The 24,595-nt window shown below is 68.6% G+C and carries 17 protein-coding genes; 5 read left to right on the top strand and 12 right to left on the bottom strand.

Going from position 1 to position 24,595, the window contains the following annotated elements; genetic code table 11:
• Window positions 1-45 precede the first annotated feature (45 nt).
• From HDC93_RS14665 to HDC93_RS14680, 4 genes are all read left to right on the top strand, one after another.
• Entirely contained in the window at window positions 46-1,263 is a 1,218-nt protein-coding gene (locus HDC93_RS14665) for an acetyl-CoA C-acyltransferase (RefSeq protein WP_030838745.1), read from the top strand.
• Window positions 1,260-3,389 carry a 3-hydroxyacyl-CoA dehydrogenase NAD-binding domain-containing protein gene (locus tag HDC93_RS14670; protein ID WP_185010887.1) on the top strand — a complete coding sequence of 710 codons (2,130 nt, stop codon included), beginning with the start codon at window positions 1,260-1,262 and terminating at the stop codon, window positions 3,387-3,389. Before HDC93_RS14665 ends, HDC93_RS14670 begins: the two co-directional genes overlap by 4 nt.
• Before the next feature lie 162 nt (window positions 3,390-3,551).
• Window positions 3,552-5,003 (top strand): cellulose binding domain-containing protein, encoded by a 1,452-nt coding sequence (locus HDC93_RS14675; RefSeq protein ID WP_185010889.1) that lies wholly within the window; start codon window positions 3,552-3,554, stop codon window positions 5,001-5,003.
• 59 nt (window positions 5,004-5,062) lie between these two features.
• A complete protein-coding gene (locus tag HDC93_RS14680) occupies window positions 5,063-6,487 on the top strand; it encodes a polysaccharide deacetylase family protein (RefSeq protein ID WP_311774543.1) in 1,425 nt (474 codons plus the stop codon).
• A gap of 73 nt (window positions 6,488-6,560) precedes the next feature.
• Here the strand turns inward: HDC93_RS14680 and HDC93_RS14685 are convergent, their stop codons facing one another.
• From HDC93_RS14685 to HDC93_RS14695, 3 genes are all read right to left on the bottom strand, one after another.
• Window positions 6,561-8,318 carry a glycosyltransferase gene (locus tag HDC93_RS14685; RefSeq protein WP_185010893.1) on the bottom strand — a complete coding sequence of 586 codons (1,758 nt, stop codon included), beginning with the start codon at window positions 8,316-8,318 and terminating at the stop codon, window positions 6,561-6,563.
• The gene (locus tag HDC93_RS14690) at window positions 8,315-9,586 is read right to left on the bottom strand and encodes a nucleotide sugar dehydrogenase (RefSeq protein WP_185010895.1); all 1,272 of its coding nucleotides are present in this window, start codon (window positions 9,584-9,586) and stop codon (window positions 8,315-8,317) included. Before HDC93_RS14690 ends, HDC93_RS14685 begins: the two co-directional genes overlap by 4 nt.
• A 230-nt stretch (window positions 9,587-9,816) precedes the next feature.
• Window positions 9,817-10,836, bottom strand: a complete 1,020-nt coding sequence (locus HDC93_RS14695; protein ID WP_185010897.1) for a hypothetical protein — start codon at window positions 10,834-10,836, stop codon at window positions 9,817-9,819.
• Between the two features lie 82 nt (window positions 10,837-10,918).
• On the opposite strand from HDC93_RS14695, the gene HDC93_RS14700 reads away from it, so the two are divergent.
• On the top strand, window positions 10,919-11,290 hold the full coding sequence (locus HDC93_RS14700) for an NTP pyrophosphohydrolase (RefSeq protein ID WP_185010899.1): 372 nt from the start codon (window positions 10,919-10,921) through the stop codon (window positions 11,288-11,290).
• Window positions 11,291-11,830: 540 nt separating this feature from the next.
• Here HDC93_RS14700 and HDC93_RS14705 read toward each other — a convergent pair.
• From HDC93_RS14705 to ngcE, 9 genes are all read right to left on the bottom strand, one after another.
• Window positions 11,831-13,345, bottom strand: coding sequence for an amino acid permease (locus tag HDC93_RS14705; RefSeq protein ID WP_185010901.1), 1,515 nt, complete (start codon window positions 13,343-13,345; stop codon window positions 11,831-11,833).
• 164 nt (window positions 13,346-13,509) lie between these two features.
• The gene (gene dxs, locus HDC93_RS14710) at window positions 13,510-15,468 is read right to left on the bottom strand and encodes a 1-deoxy-D-xylulose-5-phosphate synthase (protein ID WP_185010903.1); all 1,959 of its coding nucleotides are present in this window, start codon (window positions 15,466-15,468) and stop codon (window positions 13,510-13,512) included.
• A gap of 181 nt (window positions 15,469-15,649) precedes the next feature.
• The gene (locus HDC93_RS14715) at window positions 15,650-16,942 is read right to left on the bottom strand and encodes a sugar ABC transporter permease (protein ID WP_185010906.1); all 1,293 of its coding nucleotides are present in this window, start codon (window positions 16,940-16,942) and stop codon (window positions 15,650-15,652) included.
• Window positions 16,939-17,730 carry an ATP-binding cassette domain-containing protein gene (locus tag HDC93_RS14720; protein ID WP_185010908.1) on the bottom strand — a complete coding sequence of 264 codons (792 nt, stop codon included), beginning with the start codon at window positions 17,728-17,730 and terminating at the stop codon, window positions 16,939-16,941. Before HDC93_RS14720 ends, HDC93_RS14715 begins: the two co-directional genes overlap by 4 nt.
• Before the next feature lie 188 nt (window positions 17,731-17,918).
• Window positions 17,919-19,019, bottom strand: coding sequence for a sugar ABC transporter substrate-binding protein (locus tag HDC93_RS14725; protein ID WP_185011071.1), 1,101 nt, complete (start codon window positions 19,017-19,019; stop codon window positions 17,919-17,921).
• A 133-nt stretch (window positions 19,020-19,152) separates the two neighbouring features.
• Window positions 19,153-20,364: an ROK family transcriptional regulator gene (locus tag HDC93_RS14730; protein WP_185010911.1), complete on the bottom strand. Its 1,212-nt coding sequence runs from the start codon at window positions 20,362-20,364 to the stop codon at window positions 19,153-19,155.
• Window positions 20,365-20,881: 517 nt separating this feature from the next.
• Window positions 20,882-21,805, bottom strand: a complete 924-nt coding sequence (locus HDC93_RS14735) for a carbohydrate ABC transporter permease (RefSeq protein WP_185010913.1) — start codon at window positions 21,803-21,805, stop codon at window positions 20,882-20,884.
• A 3-nt stretch (window positions 21,806-21,808) separates the two neighbouring features.
• Window positions 21,809-22,735, bottom strand: a complete 927-nt coding sequence (locus HDC93_RS14740; RefSeq protein ID WP_185010915.1) for a carbohydrate ABC transporter permease — start codon at window positions 22,733-22,735, stop codon at window positions 21,809-21,811.
• Between the two features lie 42 nt (window positions 22,736-22,777).
• Window positions 22,778-24,232: an N-acetylglucosamine/diacetylchitobiose ABC transporter substrate-binding protein gene (gene ngcE, locus HDC93_RS14745; protein ID WP_185010917.1), complete on the bottom strand. Its 1,455-nt coding sequence runs from the start codon at window positions 24,230-24,232 to the stop codon at window positions 22,778-22,780.
• Window positions 24,233-24,595 lie beyond the last annotated feature (363 nt).

Consider the following 24,595-nt stretch of genomic DNA (forward strand, 5'->3'; position numbering starts at 1 on the left):
GCATCGCAGCAGCAATGCAGATCCTGACCCTGGAGGAGAGCCATCGTGCCTCGTACCGTCAGGGACGTCGTCTTCGTCGACGGCGTCCGCACCCCGTTCGGCAAGGCGGGCCCGAAGGGCATCTACCACGAGACCCGTGCCGACGACCTCGTCGTGAAGGCGATCCGGGAGCTGCTGCGCCGCAACCCCGGACTCGACCCGAAGAAGATCGACGAGGTCGCCATCGCCGCGACCACGCAGATCGGTGACCAGGGCCTGACCATCGGCCGCACCGCCGGGATCCTCGCGGGTCTCCCGCAGTCCGTGCCGGGCTACTCCATCGACCGCATGTGCGCCGGCGCCCTGACGGCCGTCACCTCGGTCGCCGGTTCCGTCGCCTTCGGCGCCTACGACATCGCCATCGCGGGCGGTGTCGAGCACATGGGCCGCCACCCCATGGGCGAGGGCGTCGACCCGAACCCGCGGTTCGTCTCCGAGAAGCTGGTCGACGAGTCGGCCCTGTTCATGGGCATGACCGCGGAGAACCTGCACGACCGCTACCCGCAGATCACCAAGCAGCGCGCCGACGAGTACGCCGTGCGCTCCCAGGAGAAGGCCGCCAAGGCGTACGCCAACGGCAAGATCCAGGCCGACCTGGTGCCGGTCTCGGTACGCCGCACCTCCCCCGAGGCCGGTGAGACGGGCTGGGGCCTGGTCACCGCCGACGAGCCGATGCGCCCGGGCACGACCCTGGAGAATCTCTCCGGCCTGAAGACCCCGTTCCGTGTGCACGGCCGGGTCACCGCCGGTAACGCGGCCGGTCTGAACGACGGCGCCACCGCCTCGCTCATCGCCTCCGAGGACTTCGCGCGGGAGCACGACCTCCCGGTGAAGATGCGCCTGGTCTCCTACTCCTTCGCGGGCGTGGAGCCGGAGGTCATGGGCTACGGCCCGATCCCGGCGACGGAGAAGGCGCTGGCCCAGGCGGGTCTGTCGATCTCCGACATCGGCCTGTTCGAGATCAACGAGGCCTTCGCTGTCCAGGTCCTGGCCTTCCTGGACCACTACGGCATCGCCGACGACGACGAGCGCGTCAACCAGTACGGCGGCGCCATCGCCTTCGGCCACCCGCTGGCCTCCTCCGGCGTCCGTCTGATGACGCAGCTGGCGCGCCAGTTCGAGGAGCAGCCGCACGTCCGCTACGGCCTGACGACCATGTGCGTCGGCTTCGGCATGGGCGCGACGGTCATCTGGGAGAACCCGCACTTCGAGGGGGACAAGTGAGCACCACCGCCGAGCTTCTCAAGCAGGCTTCCGAGCTGTTCCCGGACGAGGTCGTCACAGTTGCGCACGTACGCCACTTCGACCTGCCGCTGGGTGCCGGGCGCTTCGCGCTGATCACGCTGGACAACGGGCACGACCACACCAAGCCGACCACCTTCGGCCCGGCCTCGCTGGCGAACCTGAACGCCGCCATCGACCAGGTCGAGAAGGAGGCGGCGGACGGCGAGATCGTCGGCGTCGGCCTCACCGGCAAGCCGTTCATCTTCGCGGTCGGCGCCGACCTCAAGGGCGTGGAGATCCTCAAGGAGTACGAGCACGCCCTCGCCATCGGCAAGGGCGGCCACGAGGTCTTCAAGCGGCTGGCCAAGCTGGCCGTGCCGACCTTCGCGTACTACAACGGCGCCGCGATGGGCGGCGGTGTCGAGGTCGGTCTGCACTGCACCTACCGGACCGTCTCCGCGGCCCTCCCGGCGTTCTCGCTCCCCGAGGTCTTCCTCGGCCTGGTTCCCGGCTGGGGCGGCTGCGCCCTGCTGCCGAACCTGATCGGCCCCGAGAAGGCCGTCTCGGTGATCATCGAGAACAGCCTCAACCAGAACAAGCAGCTCAAGGGCAAGCAGGTCTTCGAGCTCGGCATCGCCGACGCGATCTTCGAGGGCGCGGACTTCCTGGAGCAGTCGCTGATCTGGACCGCGGCCGTCCTCAAGGGCGAGCTGGAGATCGAGCGCCCGGTCATCGACCGCGGCGAGGCCTGGGACCAGGCCGTCGCCAAGGGCCGCTTCATCGCGGACTCCAAGGTGCACGGCGCGGCCCCGGCCGCCTACCGCGCCCTGGACATCATCGCCGCCGCCAAGAACGGCGACCTCCAGCAGGGCTTCGACGCCGAGGACAAGGCCCTCGCCGACCTCATCATGGGCGGTGAACTGCGCGCCGGCATCTACGCCTTCAACCTGGTGCAGAAGCGCGGCAAGCGCCCCGCCGGCGCCCCGGACAAGTCCCTGGCCCGCCCGGTCACCAAGGTCGGTGTCGTCGGCGCCGGTCTGATGGCCAGCCAGCTCGCGCTGCTCTTCCTGCGCCGTCTGGAGGTGCCGGTCGTGCTGACCGACATCGACCAGGAGCGCGTCGACAAGGGTGTTGCTTACGTCCACGCCGAGATCGACAAGCTGCTCGGCAAGGGCCGTATCAACCAGGACAAGGCCAACCGCCTCAAGGCGCTGGTGTCCGGTGTGCTGGACAAGGCCGAGGGCTTCGCGGACGCCGACTTCGTCATCGAGGCGGTCTTCGAGGAGATCGGCGTCAAGCAGCAGGTGTTCGCGGAGGTCGAGGCGGTCGCCCCGGCGCACGCCATCTTCGCGACGAACACCTCCTCGCTGTCGGTCTCCGAGATGGCGTCTCAGCTCAAGAACCCCGAGCGGGTCGTGGGCTTCCACTTCTTCAACCCGGTGGCGGTCCTCCCGCTGCTGGAGATCGTCCGCGGCGAGAAGACCGACGACGCCTCCCTGGCCACGGCCTTCGCCGTCGCCAAGAAGCTGAAGAAGACCGCGGTCCTCACCAAGGACGCCCCGGCATTCGTCGTGAACCGCATCCTGACCCGCTTCATGGGCGAGATCCAGAACATCATCGACGAGGGCACCCCCGTCGAGGTCGCCGAGAAGGGCGTCGAGCCGCTCGGTCTGCCGATGTCGCCGCTGGTCCTGCTGGAACTGGTCGGCCCGGCGATCGGTCTGCACGTCTCGGAGACCCTCCACCGGGCCTTCCCGGACCGCTTCACGGTCTCCCCGAACCTCGCGGCCGTCGTCAAGGCGGGCAAGCGCGGCTTCTACGTCTACGACTCCGGCAAGCCGGAGCTGGACCCCGAGGTCGCCGCGCTGCTGAAGCAGGGCGACACCGTCCTGACGGAGGAGCAGGTCCGCGACCGCGTGCTCGACGCGGTGGCGCAGGAGATCGGCATCATGCTCGACGAGGGCGTCGTCGCCGAGGCGCAGGACATCGACCTGTGCCTCATCACGGGCGCCGGCTGGCCCTTCCACCTGGGCGGCATCACGCCGTACCTGGACCGCGAGGGTGTCTCCGAGCGTGTGAACGGCAAGAGGTTCCTGGCGCAGGGCGTCGCGAGCGTCCCGGCGTAACGCGTTACCCCTGAGGGGGGTGGGGCGTACGGTAACAATCCGTGCACCCGCCCCCCTTTCTGTATGCCGCCACAGATAGGATCCTCACACAATCCGACCATTGTTTACCTGACTCTGACGGTCTCCACCGCGGACCGCCGGGTGTCCTCGAAGGAGTCCTGCGTGGCGTCCCCTCGTCGCCGAACACCCCGACGCCGGGTCTGGCCCAGGATCAGGCTCCTGCTCCTCGTGGCGGTGGTCGCCGCAGGCGGCACGGCTCTGTATCCCGTGTGGAAGGCGGCGAATCCGGATCCGCCGGAGCTGAAGATCCGCTACCGGACCGACACCCCGGCGACGGCCACGGCGGCCAAGCCGTCGTTCGAAATCTTCAACGACACGGACAAGGCAGTCCCGTTGAGCGATGTGACGCTCCGGTACTGGTTCACGGCCGACGGCGCGGCGGGCGCCTCCTCGTACGCCTTCAACTGTGTCAACGTCGTCTTCGGCTGCTCGAACGTGGCCGGGCGGATCGTCGCGATGGACAAGGCCACCGACACCGCCGACCACTATCTGGAGGTCCGGTTCACGGCCGCCGCGGGCAGCCTGAAGCCCGGCGCCAACAGCAAGGGCATAGACCTCCAGCTGTTCCGCACCGACCACAAGAAGCTGAAGCAATCCGACGACCGCTCCTTCGACGCGGAGATGACCAGCTACAAGGAGGCGGAGAAGGTCACCGCCTACAAGCGGGGCGTCCTCGCCTGGGGCGAGGAGCCCGACGGCACCAAGGCGAGCGACGAGAAGAAGTCGACGGCGAAGGCCGTCGCTCCCGACCGGGTGCCGGCCCCTCCGTCCGGGGTGCTGTTCGACGACTTCAGCTACCTGGGCCCCAAGGACCCGGCCCTGTTCAAGCACGGCTGGCTGGTCCGCACCAGCAAGGGCGGCCCGGGCGTCGAGAACACCTGGTCCGCGAGCGGCGTCAGCTTCCCCACCGCCGAGGGCTCCCACGCCGACGGCCAGGTGCTCAACCTGCGGGCGAGCACGGACGGCACCAAGGCCGGGACGAAGCAGGCGAGCCTCGGCACGGCCGCGAGCAAGTTCCGCGACGGCACCTACGCGGCCCGGATCCACTTCAGCGACGGGCCGGCCACCGGGGACTCCGGCGACCACGTCAACCAGACCTTCTACACCATCGGCGGCACGGGCTCGAAGTACAGCGAGCTGGACAACGAGTACATGCCGAACGGCGGCTGGGGCCGTCCCGGTCCCAAGCTCGACACCGTGACCTGGTTCGACCACAAGACGAACGACCGGGTCTACGAGACCACCAACAAGAGCCTCGACACCTGGCACACCGTGCTGATCCGGGTGAAGGACGGCGTCGTCGCCTACTGGCTCGACGGCAAGAAGCTCTTCCTCAGCAACGGCAAGTACGCCCCCCGTGCGGACATGTCCGTGAACTTCAACCACTGGTTCATCGATCTGCCGTTCAAGGGCGACCGCGCCTGGGACATGAAGGTGGACTGGCTCTACTACAACGCGAACGACACCCTCTCGGCGAAGCAGGTGCAGTCCGCTGTCGACGGCTTCACCGACGAGGGCATGAACTACTTCGACACGGTACGGGAGTCCCGGTGAGGAAGAGGCGGTCCGGCGCCCACAGGCACGCTGCCGAGGCAAGGGAGGACAAGCCGGTGGTGAGCAGGCGCTCCGCGCTGCTGATGGGCGGTACGGGGGGCGTCGCCATGGCCGGCGGCGGCGCGTGGCTGGGCAAGGTGGTGGCGCGGCCCGCCGCCGCCCCGGCCGCCGCGGGAGGCATCGGAGGCCTCACCACGCCTCCCCTCTACGCCCCCTCCGGCCGCCGCCCCAAGTACCGCCGGGCCACGTGGTCCCAGCAGTTCCAGGCCGGCCACGGCTGGACGCCCGGGGGCGCGGGCACCGCGTCGGCCGAGGCGAACGACAAGTCCGTCTTCGTGCGCGGCACCCAGTCGGTCCGGGTGACCACGGGCGGCACCGGCAAGCAGAGCTACGTCCGCAAGACGGGCCTGCCGGCGATGAGCCTGACGGGCAAGATGATCCGGCTGGTCTTCCGCGTGGACGACGTGACGAACCTGGCCAAGCTCGTCTTCTACCTGGGCAGCGGTTCCCTCGCGAACCACTTCGCCTGGACGCACCACGTCCACTCCAAGACGTCGGCGAACTACGTCCAGTCCGGGGAGTGGGTGACCGTCCACCTCCAGTGGGCGGATGTGGCCGCGGCGGCCGGCACGTACTCCATCGGCGCCGACGGCAAGCCGTCCACCAAGACCGGCTTCACCGACATGTCGTTCGCCGTGTACGACGACGCGGGCGGTCCGGTGACCTACCGGCTGCAGGCGGTCGAGCTGATACCGGACACCGTCTCGGTCTTCCCCAAGGGCGTCGTCTCCATCACCTTCGACGACTCCCACAAGTCGATCCACGACCTGGCCCGGCCGGTCATGGACCGCTTCGGCTTCCCCGGCACGGTCTACAACATCGCCGACGCCATCGGTACGGGCAGCTTCCTGACGCTCAACCAGATGCGGTCGATGCAGGACTTCTCCGGCTGGGAGATGGGGGGCCACTCGTACGCGAACGCCGTCCACACGGCCAGCTACCCCAAGCTCACCGCCGAGCAGGCCGACGACGACTTCCGCAAGCTGCGCGAGTGGCTGGTGTCCAACGGCTTCACCAGCGAGCACTTCGCCTATCCGCACGGCGCGTTCCAGAAGACCTCCGACGGAGTCCCGGTCGACCAGATCGCGAGCCGGCACTTCACCACGGCCCGGTCGATCATCTCCGAGACGATCGAGTCGTTCGCGCCGGCGATGCCGTACCGCCTCAAGGCGCTGACGGGCATCAACGACGGCACGGGGATCGGCGGTACGGCCCTGTCGAAGCTGACGGGCGCGGGTGGCCGGCTCGACCGGTGCGTCAACAGCGGCGACTGGCTGATCCTCTGCCTGCACAAGGTCACCGAAGGCGCCCCGGCCACGAGCACCGAGATCGGCAAGGCGGGTCTGGAGACGCTGATGAAGGCGATCGACGACCGGGACATCCCGGTGCTGACGGTCGAGGAGGCCATGGCCTCCTACACCTGAGGCCCGGGCGTTGCGCCCGGACACACAAGAGAGGGGCGCCCCCGGCCACCCCTCTCTTCGTTCTCCTGCGGCTCTACCAGCCGCCCTGCCCGTAACCCTGGCCCTGTCCCCGGCCCTGCTGCCACGACGGGTCCTGGGGCGGATATCCGCCCTGCCCGTAGCCCTGGCCGGGGTACTGCTGCTGGTACGGGTCCTGGTGACCGGGGTGTCCGCCCTGCCACTGCTGCTGACCGGCCGGGGCCGGCGCCCCCCAGCTCACGCGCTGCTGCGGGACGCCCGCATGGTGCTCCTCGTCGTAGCCGGGGATCGGCTGCGGCTGGGAGGGGATGCCGCCGGCCGGTCGGGGCCGGGTGCGCAGCGCCACGCCTTCCAGACGCATCAACTGGAGCGTCTCGGTGACCTTCTTGTCGGAGTACGGGTCCTCTTCCTCGAAGATCTCCGTCACATCGCTCTCGTGGTCCCCGGCCACGGACACCTCGACGCCGCCCTGGCGGGTGCCCCAACTGCCCTTGTGGAGGGTGAACAGGGCGTAGAACCGCAGCGGGGTCAGCAGCGTCAGCTGGATCACGCCGTAGATCGGCGCGAGCAGGAACATGCCGAAACGCTTGATGAAGCCCATCCCGCGCCGCGGGAAGTCGAGGTAGCGCACATTGCGCAGATAGCCCATCAGCACCATGAAGACCAGGTAGTCGCCGATGTGGTTGACGAACTGCTGGGGCTTCATGATGGGCAGGATGACCATCGAGTAGAACATCGCCGAGCCGAAGACCAGCCACAGGGCGAGTTCCATGCAGGTCAGCCAGAAGGCCGGCCGGTACTTCTTCTGGTGCCGGAACGCCCAGAGCGACTCGCGGAAGAAGGACTTGTTCCAGCGCACCTGCTGGCGCAGGAAGTGCGGCAGCTTCTCGGGGACCGCCGTGTAGCCGACGGCGGTCTCCTGGAAGACGACCTGGCCCTCCATCAGGCAGTAGTTGGTCATACGGCGGTCGTCACCGAAGACGGCCGGCTTGCCCAGGAACTGCTGGTTGAGGAAGTCCGGCAGGTACTTGCGCACCAGCGTGCCACGGTACGCGGAGAGCGCGCCGCAGCAGCACAGCACCGACTTCAGCCGCGAGTAGGCGGCCCTCTCGAACAGGAACGAGTTGCCGTATCGCAGGTCCTGGAGGCGGGTGAAGATGTTGCTGTCGTGGTTGAGCGCCAGCACCATGCCGGTGGAGGCCATGATCTTCTCGTCGGCCAGCGGCAGCAGCAGCTCGCGCACGGTGTCCCGGGACAGCACGGTGTCCGAGTCGACGCACAGGAAGATGTCGGAGTAGGGCGCCGCCTCGAAGCCGAGCGCCAGCGCCTCGCGCTTGCCCTTGTTCTCGGGCTGGACGCTGACGGTGTACTTGACGCCCTTGGCCTCGAACTCCCGGCGCATCTTCTTCGCGGCCCTGATGCCGGAGTCGTTGGCGCTGGCGTCGTCGATGATGTGGATCTCGTTCGGCAGGCGGCTCTGCGCGAGGAGGCTGCGCATGCCCTGCTCGAACATCACCGGGTCCTCGTTGTAGATCGGGATGACCGCGGTGACCCAGGTGTTCTCCAGGTACTCCAGCTCCTCCCGCCCTGCCTTGGCCGGACGGTAGAAGAGGGCGCCGAACATCTTCAGGGCGAGCAGGCCCATGGCACCCATGGAGTACAGGTGCAGGGAGCCTGCGTCGAGCCGGGTGGCGATCAGTGCGGCCAGGCCCAGGAAGACGAAGTACGAGACCTTCAGGTGCCGCCGCTTGCGGTGGGCCCGACGGCCACCGGAGTCGACGGCTCCCGGTATGTACGTATCGTCGGCAGTCACAGCTTGACCACCCGCGGGTGGTCGGCGGATTTGCCCCGGGTGTCGAAGAGCGCCCGGGCGCGGTCGGCCAGCCCGTCGAGGTCTATCTCGCGGTGCGGCTGGAGCAGGATCGTCAGGTCGGCGGCCTCGGCGGCGGCGAGGTAGTCCTCGGCCCGCTCGACGGGGGCACCGGCGACGCGCCAGTCCTCGACCCGCGGGTCGAAGTAGACGAGCTCGGCACCGCGCGCGAGGAGGTTCTCCGCGACGGCCAGGGCCGGGCTCTCGCGCTGGTCGGAGATGTCCGGCTTGTAGGTCACACCGAGCAGCAGGATGCGGGAGCCGCGCACGGCCTTGCCCTGGTCGTTGAGCAGATCGGCGGCCCGGTTCACCACGTGCACGGGCATGCGCTGGTTGATCTCCTGCGCCAGCTCCACGAACCGGAACGGGATGCCCAGCGAACGCACCTTGTACGACAGGTAGTTGGGGTCGATCGGAATGCAGTGCCCGCCGACGCCGGGCCCCGGGTAGAACGGCGCGAACCCGAACGGCTTGGTGGACGCGCACCGGATGGCGTCCCACAGATCGACGTCGATCTCGCGGCAGAACATCGACATCTCGTTGACGAGCGCGATGTTGACGTGCCGGTACGTGTTCTCCAGCAGCTTGGCCATCTCGGCCTCGCGGGTGCCCTTGGCCTCGACGACCCGGTTCACGAACCGCTCGTAGAGGGCGCGGGCGGCCTTGGTGCAGTCGGCCGTGACGCCGCCGACGACCTTGGGGGTGTTCTCCAGGCCGAAGGAGGGGTTGCCCGGGTCGATGCGCTCGGGCGAGAAGGCGAGGTGGAAGTCGATGCCGACGCGCAGGCCCCCGGCCTCCAGACGCGGCCGGACGACCTCGTCGGTCGTGCCCGGGTACGTCGTCGACTCCAGGACCACGAGCGTGCCGGCGGTGAGGTGGGCGGCGATGTCGTCCACGGCGGCGTGCACGGCACCGAGGTCCGGGGCCCCGTGCTCGGTGAGCGGCGTGGGAACGCACACCACGACCGCGGCGGCTCCGGCGATCACGTCGGCCCGGTCGACGGCCTCGAAGCCCTGCTCGCGCATGGCGCGCACTTCGGCGTCGGAGATGTCGTCGACATGCGAACGGCCGGCGTTCAGTCCCTCGACCACCCGTCGGCTGCGGTCGAGACCGACCACCTTCAGGCCCGCGGCGGCGGCGGACCTGGCCAACGGCAGCCCCACGTAACCGAGTCCGACAACGACAAGATCCGCCGTGGAGGATCTGCTCACGAATTCATCCCCAACCCCGTTGCCACGGCGTCGGCCAGACGCAGTAGCAACCGGCCCCCCGAGCAAAATCGAACAAGTCCGAGGAGGTTAACAAGACCTTCACTTTTTGAGCATGTTCACCCTAGGTGCGCCTTGTCACGCACACATCTGTACAACCCTTGACACATCTCATGTGTCTGGTGCGTCAAGAGCCTCAAGATGAAGGGATCAGTTCCGCTTCTTGGAGGCGGTCAGATCTCCCGCCAGACCTCCAGCGCGAGCCCCTGCTCGCCCTTGCGACGGGTGAGCAACACGGTCCCGGTCGACGGTGACAGGCAGGCGGCGACGACCTCGTCGTGCTCGTCGAGCGCCGCCGACACCATGGCGTCGGCGGGCAGCCGGGGCCCGGACTCGGTCCACCAGGCACCGGCCGACTCCTCCTCGGTCGGATACGCGGCGAAGGCGACCCGGCCACTCGCCGACCGCTGAGCGAGCACGGTGCAGTCGTGCCCCTCGATGACACACCGCACCGCGGAGACCGGCCCCGGCCCGGCCGACGCCAGCAGGGTCACCGGCTTCTCACCCGGACGCCAGGCGCACAGGTCGCCGGACAGGTTCGTGAAGAACAGGGTGGTGTGTTCGGCGGACGTGGCGAGCGCGCGCAGGGTCCCGGGACGGACGGGGGCGTCGACGCCTTCGGCTTGCACCGGCTTCTTCCCGTCCCCCTCCTGCCGCCAGCGCAGGATCCCGCCGGGCACGCAGGCGTACAGCTCCACGAGCCCGGACTCCGCCGTCACGGCGGCCAGGTCCCCCTCGACGTCGTGCCCTCCGAGGTTCAGCCAGCCGCCCCAGCCGCCCTTGACCTTCTGGTTGCGCAGGCTCACCCCGCCGCCCTTGTTCCGGACGAAGACGTACCCGCGCCCCGCGCCGTCGACGGCGACCGCCGGCGCGCCCGTCCGGTCGCCCTTCTGGTCCGGGTGCCCGATCGGGACCCAGTCCAGGGCCGCGAGCCCGGGCCGGAAATGCGTCGAGTGCACGAGCCCCGACTCCCCCGCCACGGTGGGCCGCCAGGCGGCCAGGTGCGCGTACCCGTCGCGCCCCTGGCCGACCGCCGCGCCGGGGTGCAGCTTCTGACTGCCGCCGACGGTGCGCGGAGCGTCCTCCCAGGGACCTGCGGGGCTGCGTTCCGCACGGCACAGGACGGCGTCGTCGGAGGGCAGATAGACAGTGAGGCGGCCGTCGCGGCCGCGGATGAGCCAGTCGCCGTTCACGTGTTCACTTTATGCGGCCGACCGGGCCCGGTGCGCCCGCCCACCCCTGCCTCGCGCCCATCTGGCGTGCGACCCTGGCCACATGAACGCCACCGTGCCTGTCCTGGTCGTCGTCGACGCGGCGAACGTCGTCGGTTCAGTGCCGGACGGGTGGTGGCGGGACCGCCGGGGCGCGGCGGAGCGGTTGCGTGACCGGTTGGCGTCGGAGGGGGTTCCGGCCGTCTCCGGCCCGGTGGAGATCGTCCTGGTCGTGGAGGGGGCGGCGTGCGGGGTGGAGTCCGTGCCGGGGGTACGGGTGTCGTCCGCCGCGGGCAGCGGAGACGACCACATCGTCGAGGTGGTGGCCTCGGCCGGCGACCGTCCCGCCCTGGTGATCACGGCGGACCGGGAGCTGCGGAGGCGGGTCGCGGAGCTGGGGGCGGACGTGGCGGGACCGCGATCTGTACGTCGTTAGGGTGCCCGGGGTTGCCGCTCGGGTCGGGTGGGTCCGCAGCGGGCGTAGCGGAGTACTCGGCGGTGGTGCTGGGGCCGGGTGGGACCGCAGCCCGGCGTAGCGGAGTACTCGGCGGTGGTGCTGGGGCCGGGTGGGACCGCAGCCCGGCGTAGCGGGGTGCCGCCGCGCCCACCCGTGCCGCCCTAGCGGCACGCATGCCCGCAGCTAAGCGCTCCCGCACCCGCCGGACCACGTAAGGGGCCGTGTCGGGGGGTGTCCGCCCGCAGCGGTCGGCTCGTCAACGGACAGTCAGCCGGTATGAAGGTCCATCGCGCCGTTCCGAGGACGGACACCCCCCGACACGGTCCTGACCCACACCCCACGGTCAGGCGGAGCCTAAGGGGTCCTTTCACTATGCCCGTCCGGGTCGCGCGGCCTGGCACCGCACCTCGCCGCGTTGCCGAAAAGCCCTAGTAGCTCCGCTACGAGGGCTTCCCGGCGCCTTGCGACGCACGGCACCAGACCACGCGCCCTGATCGGACGCTCATAGTGAAAGGACCCCTAAGCCGTGCCGCCGCCCGCGCTCGGCTGCTCCTCGCCCGCTTCGCGGCGTGCGAGAAGGCTGTGCCTACGGCCGTACACGAAGTAGAGGAGGAAGCCTGCGGCCATCCAGAGGGCGAAGCGGACCCACGTCTCGGCGGGCAGGTTGATCATCAGCCACAGGGAGGCGCACACCGACAGGATCGGGATGACCGGCACCCACGGCGTGCGGAACGCCCGGGGCAGGTCGGGGCGGCTCTTGCGCAGGATGATCACACCGATGGCGACGACAACGAACGCGAACAGCGTGCCGATGTTCACCAGCGCCGCCAGCTCCGTCAGCGGCGTGAACCCGGCGAGGACCGCGATGATCACGCCGAGCAGGATCGTCGGCCGGTGCGGCGTCTTGAACCGCGGGTGGACGCGCGAGAAGAACCGCGGCAGCAGCCCGTCCCGGCTCATCGCGAAGAACACCCGGGTCTGCCCCAGCAGCAGGATCATGCACACCGTCGTCAGGCCGACCGCGGCGCCGAAGCTGATGAAGCCCGCGAACCACGGATGCCCCGTCGCCTTGAACGCGTCGGCCAGCGGCGCGTCGACCGACAGCTGGCTGTAGTGCTGCATGCCGGTGACGACGATCGACACGAGGACGTACAACGTCGTGCAGATCACGAGGGAGCCGAGGATGCCGCGCGGCATGTCGCGCTGCGGGTTCTTGGTCTCCTCCGCGGCCGTGGCCACGACGTCGAAGCCGATGAAGGCGAAGAACACGACCGAGGCGGCGGTGAAGATGCCCATCACGCCGAAGTTGGAGGGCGCCCAGCCGAACATCAACTGGATCAGTGGTGAGTCGAGGCTCGCCCCCGCCTCCACCGGCTTCTCCTTCGGGATGAACGGGTCGTAGTTCTTCCCCTCGATGAGGAACGCACCGGCGACGATCACCACGAGGACGACCGTCACCTTGATGGCGACGACGACCGACGTGATCCGCGCGGACAGCTTCATGCCGATCACGAGGATGGCGGTGAGGACGAGGACGAGCGCGGCGGCGAGGATGTCGAAGCCGAAGGTGTCGGCCCCCTCCCGGCTGCCCAGCCCCGCGGGCATCGTCCAGCCCGCGTTCTCCAGGAGCGACTGGATGTAGCCGGACCAGCCGACGGCCACCACCGCCGTCCCCAGCGCGAACTCCAGGACCAGGTCCCAGCCGATGATCCAGGCGGGAAGCTCCCCGAGCGAGGCGTACGAGAACGTGTAGGCGGACCCGGCGACCGGAACCGTGGAGGCGAACTCGGCGTAACAGAGCGCGGCCAGCGCACAGGCGACGCCGGCCGCCACGAACGCCAGAGCCGTCGCGGGCCCGGCGTTGTCCTTGGCGACTGTGCCGGTGAGAACGAAGATGCCGGTACCGATGATCACACCGACGCCGAAGACGGTCAGATCCAGCGCGGACAACGACTTCTTGAGCGCGTGCTCTGGTTCCTCGGTGTCGAGGATGGACTGCTCGACCTTCTTCGTCCGGAAGAGGGTACTGCTCACGGGGTTACCTCCCACGCTCGTCGTCCTCGACATGATCGAGAGGTGGCACCATCCGTATGCCCCGGCCCGGACGGATTCACGCCAATGGGCCGGTTTCCCCACCCTCATGGTGGGGAAACCGGCCCATTTCGAACCCGTTCGGCCGTGCGGCCGCATCGGCCGCGTCAGTCGCGCGCGCTCTCCACCGTCTCCACGGCACCGCGCTCGGTGGGGGTACCCCCGCTCGAGCGAAGCCGAGAGTGGGGGAGTCCGTCCAGCTTGGCGACCAACCCGGTCACCTGCCGGGCGATGTCCGGCGCGGTGAGACCGATCTCGGCCAGGACCTCGGCACGCGAGGCGTGGTCGAGGAAGCGCGGCGGGATGCCGAAGTCGCGCAGTGGAACGTCCACACCCGCGTCACGCAGCGCCTGCGCGATCGCCGAGCCGACACCACCGACCCGGCTGTTGTCCTCCACGGTGACGACCACGCGGTGCTGCTCGGCGAGCGGGGCCATGGCCTCGTCGACGGGCTTGACCCAGCGCGGGTCGACGACGGTCGCGGAGATGCCCTGCCTGTCGAGCAGGCCGGCGATCTCCAGGCACATCGGCGCGAGGGCGCCCACGGAGACCAGCAGGACGTCCGGCCGGTCGGTGCCCGGCTCGCGCAGGACGTCCATGCCGCCGACGCGCCGCACGGCGGGCACGGCGGGGCCGACGGCGCCCTTGGAGAAGCGGACCACGGTCGGCGCGTCGTCGACGGCGACGGCCTCACGCAGCTGGGCGCGGACCTGGTCGGCGTCACGCGGTGCGGCCAGCCGCAGTCCGGGCACGACCTGGAGGATCGACATGTCCCACATGCCGTTGTGGGAGGCGCCGTCGGTGCCGGTGACCCCGGCCCGGTCGAGCACGAAGGTGACGCCGCACTTGTGCAGGGCCACGTCCATCAGCACCTGGTCGAAGGCGCGGTTGAGGAAGGTGGCGTAGACGGCGAACACCGGGTGCACGCCGCCCGTGGCCAGGCCGGCCGCGGAGACGGCGCCGTGCTGCTCGGCGATGCCGACGTCGTAGACCCGCTTGGGGAAGCGCTTGGCGAACTTGTCCAGGCCCACGGGCTGGAGCATGGCGGCCGTGATGGCCACGATGTCCTCGCGCTCCTCGCCGAGCTTGACCATCTCCTCGCCGAAGACGGAGGTCCAGTCGGCGCCGGAGCTGGCGATCGGCAGGCCCGTGTCGGGGTGGATCTTGCCGACGGCGTGGAAGCGGTCCGCCTCGTCCTGGAGGGCGGGCTGGTAGCCGCGGCCCTTCTCGGTGAGGCAGTGCACGATGACCGGCCCGCCGAACCGCTTGGCCTTGGCGAGCGCGGACTCCAGGGCCTCCAGGTCGTGTCCGTCGATCGGCCCGACGTACTTCAGGCCGAGGTCCTCGAACATGCCCTGCGGGGCGATGAAGTCCTTCAGGCCCTTCTTGGCGCCGTGCAGGGTGTCGTAGAGCGGCCGTCCGACGACGGGCGTGCGCTCGAGGACCTCCTTGGTGCGGGCGAGGAAACGCTCGTAGCCGTCCGTCGTCCGCAGCGTCGCGAGGTGGTTGGCGAGGCCGCCGATGGTCGGCGCGTAGGAGCGCTCGTTGTCGTTGACGACGATGACGAGCGGGCGGTCCTTGGCGTCGGCGATGTTGTTCAGCGCCTCCCAGGCCATGCCGCCGGTCAGCGCGCCGTCCCCGATCACGGCCACGACGTGGTCGTCGCGCTCCATGATCTGGTTGGCCTTGGCGATGCCGTCGGCCCAGCCGAGGACGGTCGAGGCGTGCGAGTTCTCGATGACGTCGTGCTCGGACTCGGCCTGCGAGGGGTAGCCGGACAGGCCGCCCTTCATCTTCAGCTTCGAGAAGTCCTGGCGGCCGGTGAGCAGCTTGTGGACGTAGGACTGGTGGCCGGTGTCCCAGAGCACCTTGTCCCGGGGCGAGTCGAAGACCCGGTGCAGGGCGATGGTGAGCTCCACCACGCCGAGGTTGGGGCCGAGGTGACCGCCGGTCTTGGAGACCGCTTCGACGAGGAAGCTCCGGATCTCCTCCGCCAGCTGGTTCAGCTCCTCCAGGTTGAGCCGGTCCAGATCGCGCGGTCCCCTGATACGGGTCAGCAGCGGCACCCGTGCCTCCTTGCAGTAGAGCTGTTGCCGGGCTTGTCGAGTCTAATGTTCCGCCTTGGCGGGCGGCGCCGTGGCCTTGCGTCGTACGTCACGCGTTCGGCTGTACCCATCTTGTGCCACACCTACGACACAGCTGTGCCCGGTACCTGGGAGGTACCGGGCACACGCGGGTTCTCGGGCGTTACGCGCGCCCGGCCGTCTTCTGCGTCTTGCGGGTGACGGCGTCGATGACGACCGTGGCCAACAGCACACCACCGGTGATCATGTACTGCACCGGGGAGGCGATGCCCTCGAGGGCGAGGCCGTACTGGATGGACACGATCACCAGCACACCGAGCAGGGCGTTCCAGGTGCGTCCGCGGCCGCCGAACAGCGACGTGCCGCCGATCACCGCCGCGGCGATCGCGTTCATCAGCAGGTCACCGCCACCGGCTCCCTGGTTGGCCGCGGCGATCTTGGAGGCGATGAACAGGCCGCCCACCGCGGCGAAGGTGCCGGAGATCGCGAACACCGAGATCCGGACCATCTCCACGTTGATACCGGCACGGCGGGACGCCTCGACACTGCCGCCGAGCGCGAACACCTTCCGGCCGTACGACGTGCGGCGCAGCACGAAGTCCGTGACCAGCAGCACCACCATGAAGATCACCACGGCGAGCGGCAGGCCCTTGTACTGGTTGAAGACGATGGCGACGGCGAACGCCAGGACCCCCAGCAGCACCGTCCGCACGAGGGTCTCGCTCAGCGGCCTCGACGGCACACCCGCGGCCTCGCGGCGCCGGTTCTCGAAGAAGGAGCTGAGGAAGAACCCCGCGGTCACCACCGCGGCCAGCGCGTACGCGGCGGCCACGTCGGAGAAGTAGTAGCTGGTCAGCTGGGCCACGACCCCGTCCGGGTCGAGGTTGATCGTGCCGTTGTCGCCGAGGATCTGGAGCATGAGGCCGTTCCAGAACAGCAGACCGGCCAGGGTGACGGCGAACGCGGGGACGCCGACCTTCGCGAAGAAGAAGCCGTGCAGCACACCGGCGACCGTGCCGGTGACGATGGCCAGCACGAAGGCGAGCCACTCGTTCATGCCGTTGGTGACGTTCAGCACCGCGAACGACGCACCCGCCACACCGGACACCGAGCCGACCGACAGGTCGATCTCGCCGAGCAGCAGCACGAACACGATGCCGACGGCGATCATGCCCGTACCGACCATGGCGACGGACATGTCGGACAGGTTGCCCGCGGTGAGGAAGTTGGAGTTCAGGCTCGTGAAGATGAGCCAGATGATCGCCAGACCGATGACGACCGGGATGGAACCCAGGTCACCGGACTTCATCTTCCGCTTGTACTCGGTGACGTAGCCCTTGAGGCCCTGCTCGCGCACCAGCAGCCGGGGGTCGACGACCGTGACGGCGGCCTTGGCCGCCTCGGGGTTCTCCACGACGTGCTCGTCCGGAGCCGCGGAGGTCTTGTCGATGCTCACTTGGAACCCTCCCCGTTCGTGCGCGCCGCACGGCGGGTCACGGCGTTGTCGGTGGCGCCGGTGATGGCGGAGATGATCTCTTCCTGCGAGGTCGACTTGACCTCGAAGACGCCGTTGTTGCGCCCGAGGCGCAGCACGGCGACCTTGTCCGCGACGGCCTTCACATCGGCCATGTTGTGGCTGATGAGGATCACGGCGTGGCCGCGCTCGCGCAGCCGCTCGACCAGGTCGAGGACCTGTGCGGTCTGCTCGACGCCGAGGGCGGCGGTGGGCTCGTCGAGGATGACCAGCTTGGGCTCGCCGAGCATGGAACGGGCGATGGCCACGGTCTGGCGCTGACCGCCGGAGAGCGAGGCGATCGGGATGCGCACGCTGGGGATGCGGATCGACAGGGTGTCGAGCAGCTCGCGGGAGCGGCGCTCCATCTCCACCTCGTCCAGGATGCCGCGCTTGCGGAGCTCCCGGCCCAGGTAGAGGTTGCCGACGACGTCGATGTTGTCGCAGAGCGCGAGGTCCTGGTAGACCGTCGCGATGCCCAGGTTCTGGGCGTCGTGCGGCTTGTTGATCTGGACGGACCTGCCGTCCCATTCGATGACGCCCTCATCGATGGGGTGCACGCCGGCGATCGTCTTGACCAGCGTGGACTTTCCGGCTCCGTTGTCGCCGACCAGGGCGACCACCTCACCGGCGTGGACCTCAAGCTCTACGTCGGTGAGCGCCTGAACGGCACCGAACCGCTTGGAGACCCCGCGCAACGCCAGCACGGGCGTAGCGGACACGTGAACCATCTCCTTCGCCGCCTGACCCGGCGGGAGGTTGTGCAGAAGTGTGGGAGGGGTGATCCGTCCGGCGCCCCGCGGAGCTTGCGGGGCTGATGTGGCGGGGCGCCGGAGGAACTCGGGGGCAACCGGTCCCCCGCACGGGTCACGGGAGTCCGGCTCGGACTCCCGTGTTCCGCAGGGGACTTGGCGGTTGCTTACTTGAGACCGATCTTGTCGCAGGCGGCCTTGTACTTGCCCGCGCAGATCTCGTTCACGGTGTAGATGCCGTCCTTGATGACGGTGTCGTTGATGTTGTCCTTCGTCAGCGAGACGACCGGGACGAGGACGGAGGGGACGGCCTTGGTGGTCGGGCTGTCGACCTTGTCCTTGGCGATCGAGTCGAGCGACTTGCCCTGGGCGAGGGCGACGGCCATCTCGGCCGCGACGTCCGCCTCCTGCGGGTAGGGCTTGTAGACGCTCATGTACTGCTCACCGGTGACGATGCGCTGCACACCGGCGAGTTCGGCGTCCTGGCCGGTGACGGGGATGTCGGCGATGCCGGCGGCCTTCAGGGCGGTGATGATGCCGCCCGCCATGCCGTCGTTGGCGGAGTAGACGCCGACGATCTTGTCCTTGCCGAGGGCGGAGATGGCGCCCTCCATGTTGGCGTTGGCGTTCTCCGGCTTCCACTCCTTGGTGTCGTACTCGCGGCCGACCTTCACCTTGCCGTCGAGCACCTCATGGGCGCCCTTCTTGAACTGGGCGGCGTTCGGGTCGGTGGAGGACCCGTTCATCATGACGATCTGGCCGTCCTTGGCCTTGCCGCCGAGGGCCTTCAGCAGGGCCTCGCCCTGGGTCTTGCCGACGGTGACGTTGTCGAACGAGGTGTAGGCGTCGATCGGGCCCTCGGCCAGACGGTCGTAGGCGACGACGGGGATGCCCGCGTCCTTGGCCTTCTTCACCGAGCCGGCGATGGCCTTGGAGTCCACGGCGTCCACGATCAGCACGTCGACCTTGTTCGACACCATGGTGTCGACCTGCTGGTTCTGCTTGGCGGCGTCCTGGTTGGCGTTGGCGTAGACGACCTCGCCCTTGTCGCCGGTGAGTTCCTTGACCTTCTTCTCGATGAGCGGCCGGTCGAACTTCTCGTAACGGGCGGTCGCGTTCTCCGGAAGGAGCAGGCCGACCTTGATGTCGTCGCCCTTCTTGGCGGACCCGGTGGAGTCGGCGTTGTCGCCCGACTCCTTGGCGCTGCCACAGGCAGCAAGCGAAACGGCCATCGCACCGGCGGCAATAGCAACAGCGGCGCGACGCATACGCGTGTTCACTTCAGAAACCTCCCTGACGAGGCCGCGACATTGCGGCCGAGGTGGCTGGAAGTCAACTCGGCCACACGTGCGACGTCAAGAAGTAAATCCTTAACGAGATGGCAACGGTGCCATCCGTTCTCTAAGTGAAGGCAGGGGTGACTGCCTGGAGTGCGCCGGGAGCAGTCCCGTCCAAAAGGGTCGAATCACCCATCTCGCTGAGGGCGAGGGCGAGCGCTCCGAGCACCTCCGCACGGCCGCCGAGGGCACCGGGGAGAACGGACAACTGGCGTGCGGCGCTGGGGATGGCGTAGCGGCCGACGGACTCCCGGATCGGCCCGAGGACCAGCTCACCGGCCTCGGCGAGATCACCGCCGAGGACCACGCGGCTCGGGTTCAGCAGATTGCAGAGGTTGGCCACTCCACTGCCGATGTGGCGGCCGACGTCGGCGATCACCCGACGGCAGCCCGGATCTCCGTCCCGAGCGAGCCGTACGACGCCCTCCATGGTCAGATCGGTGCCGTGACTGGACTGGAGGAGCGGGAGCACGTAGCGCGCGGCCGCGAAGGTCTCCAGGCAGCCGCGGTTTCCGCATCGGCAGACCGGGCCGGATTCGTCGAGTGTAATATGTCCGATTTCTCCGGCGGTGCCGCCGGGGCCTCGGTAGATCTTTCCGCTGATCACGAGGCCGGCGCCGACGCCGCTGGCGACCTTGATGTAGGCCAGGTCGCGGACGCCTCGGCCGCTGCCCCAGACCATCTCGCCCAGGGCGCCGAGGTTGGCGTCGTTGTCCACGTGCACGGGGACGCCGAGGCGGCCGCGCAGCTCCTCGGCGGGCTTGGTGCCGGTCCAGCCGGGGAGGATGGCGGTCGAACCGAGGGTGCCGGACTCGACGTCGATGGGGCCGGGGACGCCGAGGCCGACACCGGCGATCTTGGAGCGGTCCACGCCGGTGGCCTCGATCAGGCGGGTGACCAGCTGTTCCGCGCGGTCGAAGCCCTGGGTGGACGAGGCGTCCACGTCCAGGGGCTCGGACTCCTCGGCGAGGACCTGGTGGGCGAGGTTGCCGATGGCGACGCGGAGGTGGGTGTGACCGAAGTCGACGCCGATGACGATGCCGGCGTCGCCGCTCAGCGACACGCTGCGGGCGCGACGGCCGCCGGCGGAGGTCGGTGTGACCTCGACGGTGCCGCCGTCCTTCAGTTCCCGGACGATGTTGGAGACCGTCGCGGCGGACAGACCCGTCGTCCGGGCGATCTCGGCCTGGGTGAGGGAGCCCGCCAGGCGCACGGCTCGTACGACACGCTCCAGGTTGGCTCGGTGCAGCGATGACTGCGACCCCGGAGTCTCCACGACGACCTCCTGCGCGCGGGGCCGCTTCGATGAGGCCCCGTCTATGTCCAACTAGTGAACTCTAAGCTGAGCCGTTCGGGTCGCCTCCCGTCAAGAGGTTGAACTGATTCCGAGGGGTGTGCGGGTGGTTGCGCAGGGCTACGTGGTGGTTCGCGCTTTCTGTCGGTGCGGCTTGGGCTCCGCCTGACCGTGGGGGGTGGGTCGGGGCCGCGCCGGGGGGTGTCCGTCCTCGGAACGGCGCGATGGGCCTTCATACCGACTGACTGGCGTTGACGCGCCAACCGCTGCGGGCGGGACACCCCCCGACACGGCCCCTTCTCGCCGTACGCGGGTGCGAGCCGCCCCCGCTGCGGGCATGCGTGCCGCTGGGGGCGATGGGGGTCCCCCCTGCTCGAGCGGAGCCGAGAGCTTGGGGGAGGGTGGGCGCGGCGGCACCCCGCTGCGCCGGGCCGCGGACCCACCCGGCCAGGCTGAGACGCCGAGTCGTGCGGACCGGCAGTGCCGTGGCCCTGCCGCGCTACTTCAGCGCACCCGCCGTCAAGCCCTGCACCACCTGTCGCTGGAAGATGATGTACGCCGCCAGCACCGGCAGCATCGCCATCACGAGGCCCGCGAACAGGCCCGACCAGTCGCCCTTGTAGCCCTGGCTGACCGCCAGCTGGACCAGGCCCTGGGTGAGGACCCGCTTGTCGGGGTCGGTGTTGAGGACCGTGGGGAGCATGTACTGGTTCCACTGGCCCAGGAAGTTGAAGATGCCGACGCTGATCAGGCCCGGCTTGGCCATGGGCAGCATGATCTGGAAGAACGTGCGGCTGTGGGACGCGCCGTCCACGAAGGCCGCTTCCGCGATGGACGTCGGCAGGGTGCGGAAGAACGCCGTGAGGAAGAACACCGTGAACGGCAGCGAGTAGGCGATGTAGACCAGGATCAGGCCGTGGATGGTGTTCAGCAGGCCCATGTTGTTCACGACGTAGAACAGCGGGACCAGGGCGAGCATGATCGGGAAGCTCATGCCGCCGATGAACAGGAAGTAGATGAAGCGGTTGCCCGGGAAGTCGAAACGGGCCAGGACGTAGGCCGCCATGGAGCCCAGGACCAGCGTTCCGATGAGCGAACCGCCGACCACGAGGACCGTGTTGAGGAAGTAGTCGCTCATGTTGGCCTGGGTCCACGCCCGCGACCAGTTGTCGAAGTGCAGGGAGTCCGGGAGCGACCAGGGGGAGCTGAAGATGGAGCGGTCGTCCTTGAAGGACGTCATGACCGCCCAGAGCAGCGGCAGGACCACCATGAACGCCCAGATGACCAGGACTCCGTGGGAGAAGACGTTGAGGACGGTGCCCTCCTTCTTCTCCTTGGGGGGCGCGGGCGGCGGGACGTCCGCCTTGGTGATCGGTGCGCCGGACTCGGCCGGCAGCGGCGCGGGGGTTTCGGTCGTCTTCATCGGTCAGTACTCCAGCCGCTCGCGACGGCCCAGCCGCATCACCACGGCGGCGAAGGCCAGCGTGACGACGAGCAGGGCGACACCGATGGTGGTGGCGTAGGCGGCCTGCCCGTCACGGAACGCCTTCTGGTACACGTACAGGACCATGACGGTGGTCGAGTAGTCGGGCCCCCCCGGCCCGGTCGTCATGATCTGCACGACCGCGAACGACTCGGCGCCCAGGGCGAGGATGCCCATGTAGACCCAGCCGGACTGCACCGTGTCCCAGAGGAGGGGCAGGGTGACCCGGAAGAACGTGGTGACGCGGTTCGCGCCGTCCAGGAGCGCGGCCTCGTACATCTCCGCCGGGATGGAGGCCATGCCGGCGGAGAAGAGGACCACGAAGAAGCCGACCGTGGACCAGACGAGGACCCCCATCACCGCCCAGAGGGCCAGATCAGGGTCGCCCAGCCAGAGGGGCTGGACGTCGTCCAGGCCGATGCCGCGCAGGAGCGAGTTGATCGCGCCGCTGTCCGGGTTGTACGCGAACGCGAACAGCAGCGCGACGATGGCGATCGAGAGGACCTGCGGGAAGAAGTAGACGATCTTGTAGAAGCCGGAGCCGCGGACGCCGGTGATGACGGGCCCGTTTCTCCGTTTTCTGCCGCCTACGTTGATCATGAAGGCGAAGAACAGCGCGAGGCCGATCGTCACCAACGGCAGCAGGAGGGCGAACAGCAGGCTGTGCTGCAACGACTTCCAGAAGATGTCGTCGTCGAGCATCCGGCTGTAGTTGTCGAAACCGACCATCGTGAATTCGGGGCTCAGGCCGGTCCAGTCCGTGAACGAGTAGTAGATGGACTGGATGAACGGCCAGACCACGAAGAGCGCGTACAGTCCCAGGGGCAGCGCTAGGAAGCCCACGATGAACCGGTACTTGCCGTGCTGCATCGCCACTCCGGTGCCGTTGCGGACATTGGGTTTCCGTTGCTGCTACTGGTGCTTGTAGTGCTTGATGGAGTCGTCCTTGGCCGCCTCGTCGGCGAAGCCCTGGATCTTCTTGATGGCCTCGGCCGGGGTGAGGCGGCCGGCCATCATCTCGCCCAGACCGGACACACCGATCTTCTCCTTCTGCAACTGCACGTACCAGTCCTGCAGACGGGGATTCACCACGTTCTCGCCCGCCTTGTCCAGCGCCGCGACGCCGGATGTGAGGCCGGGAGTGAGGGAGATGCCGTCGGTGCCGCCGTTGTACGCGGTCAGTGATTTCACCTTGCCGGTGAAGTTCTTGGACGACGCCTCACTGAGCATGATGCGCAGCTGCTCCATGCCGCCGGCCGCGTTCTTGGCCTTGGCCGGGACGATGAAGGGCTCGCCGCCGGAGGCCCAGATGGTGCCGAAGGGCATCTTGTCGGAGGAGTCGATGCCGGTGGGCGCGGAGACGGCCAGGTTGAAGTCGTCGGGGATGACGTTGGCCGACTCGTTCTCCACCCAGGAGCCGTTCGGGATGAACAGCGCCTTGCCCTCGGCCCAGGCGGTCTGCGACTGGATGTGGTCCAGGCCCGGGGTGCCCTTGAGGACGTAGCCCTTCTTGTACAGCTCGTAGTACGCCTCGAAGCAGGCCTTGACGGCCGGGTGCTTCCAGGCGTTCGGCTCCAGGTTGTCGATCGCGTCGAGGACCTCGCGGCCGCCGACCTTGCCGATCATCGGGTAGAGCGAGAAGGGGATGTAATACGGGTACTTGCCCGCGTATGTCCAGCCCGCCATGCCCTTCTTCTTGGCCTTCGCGCAGACCGCGAGCATCTGGTCCCAGGTCTCCGGGTACTGCTCGTCGAGCGAGTCCAGGGCCTTCTGCGAGTACCAGACGCCGTACACCGTGTAGGCGTAGTACAGGATCCAGACCTTCTCGCCGTCGAACTGGCCCATCTCCACGATGCCGGGGCGCAGCGTGTCGCGGACCTTCCTGTTCGGGTCGTCGTAGGAGGGCGCGTCGAGCAGCGGGGTGAGGTCGGCGAGCTGGTTCTTGCCGACCAGGACGCCCATGTCCATCTGCTCGGCGCCGGAGTTGTCGATGAGGTCCGGCGGGGTGCCCTGGTTGAAGCGGGGCTGGAGCGTGGACTGGATCTTCTGGGTGGCGGAGAACTTCACCTTCACCTTGGGGAAGTTCTTCTCGTAGATCTTCACGGCGTCCTCGGCGTACTCCTTGCCGAAGCCGCCGTCGAACAGGACGAATTCCATGCCGGCCGTGTCGTTGACGGCGAGCGGGTTCTTCGCGGTCTTCTTGCCGGCCTTGGCCTTGTCGCCACTGTCGTCGCCGCCACTGCTGGCGCAGGCGGACAGGAAGCTCATGGTGGGGACGGAGATCAGCCCGAGCGCGGCAGACCTTTTGATCAGATCACGGCGGCCGACACCTTCGGTGCCGTGGTTCTCGGCGGAAGTGGATCCCATGCTCAAGTCCTCGCCTTCTCCAGGACTCAGGCGGTGAACCGGATCCTTCCCGGCACCGCGATCGGGTCAAGCTGGGTCGTGCAGGAAAGTGCGGGTGGTGATGTGCGGATCGGGTGAAGCGTGCGACAGGTATAGTCCACTTCCCGCCAGCGGATCAACATCGAACACAGGGTTGGCCCTGGGTCTTATCCGAGTTGAGACCTCGCGGAAGTATGAGTGACCTGTGGGCGCTCCGCCGGAAATATCCCGGTCACCACGCCCGGATTCCACAGGCAACACCCTTGACACTCCCGGCCACTTGGGCAACTACTGGTCCTTGCGCATCGAAGGTGACAACGTTGTCCACTGCGCAGGGAGGGTACC

The sequence above is a fragment of the Streptomyces sp. AK010 genome, from assembly GCF_014207295.1.
In the GTDB taxonomy this organism is placed as follows: Bacteria; Actinomycetota; Actinomycetes; order Streptomycetales; family Streptomycetaceae; genus Streptomyces; species Streptomyces massasporeus.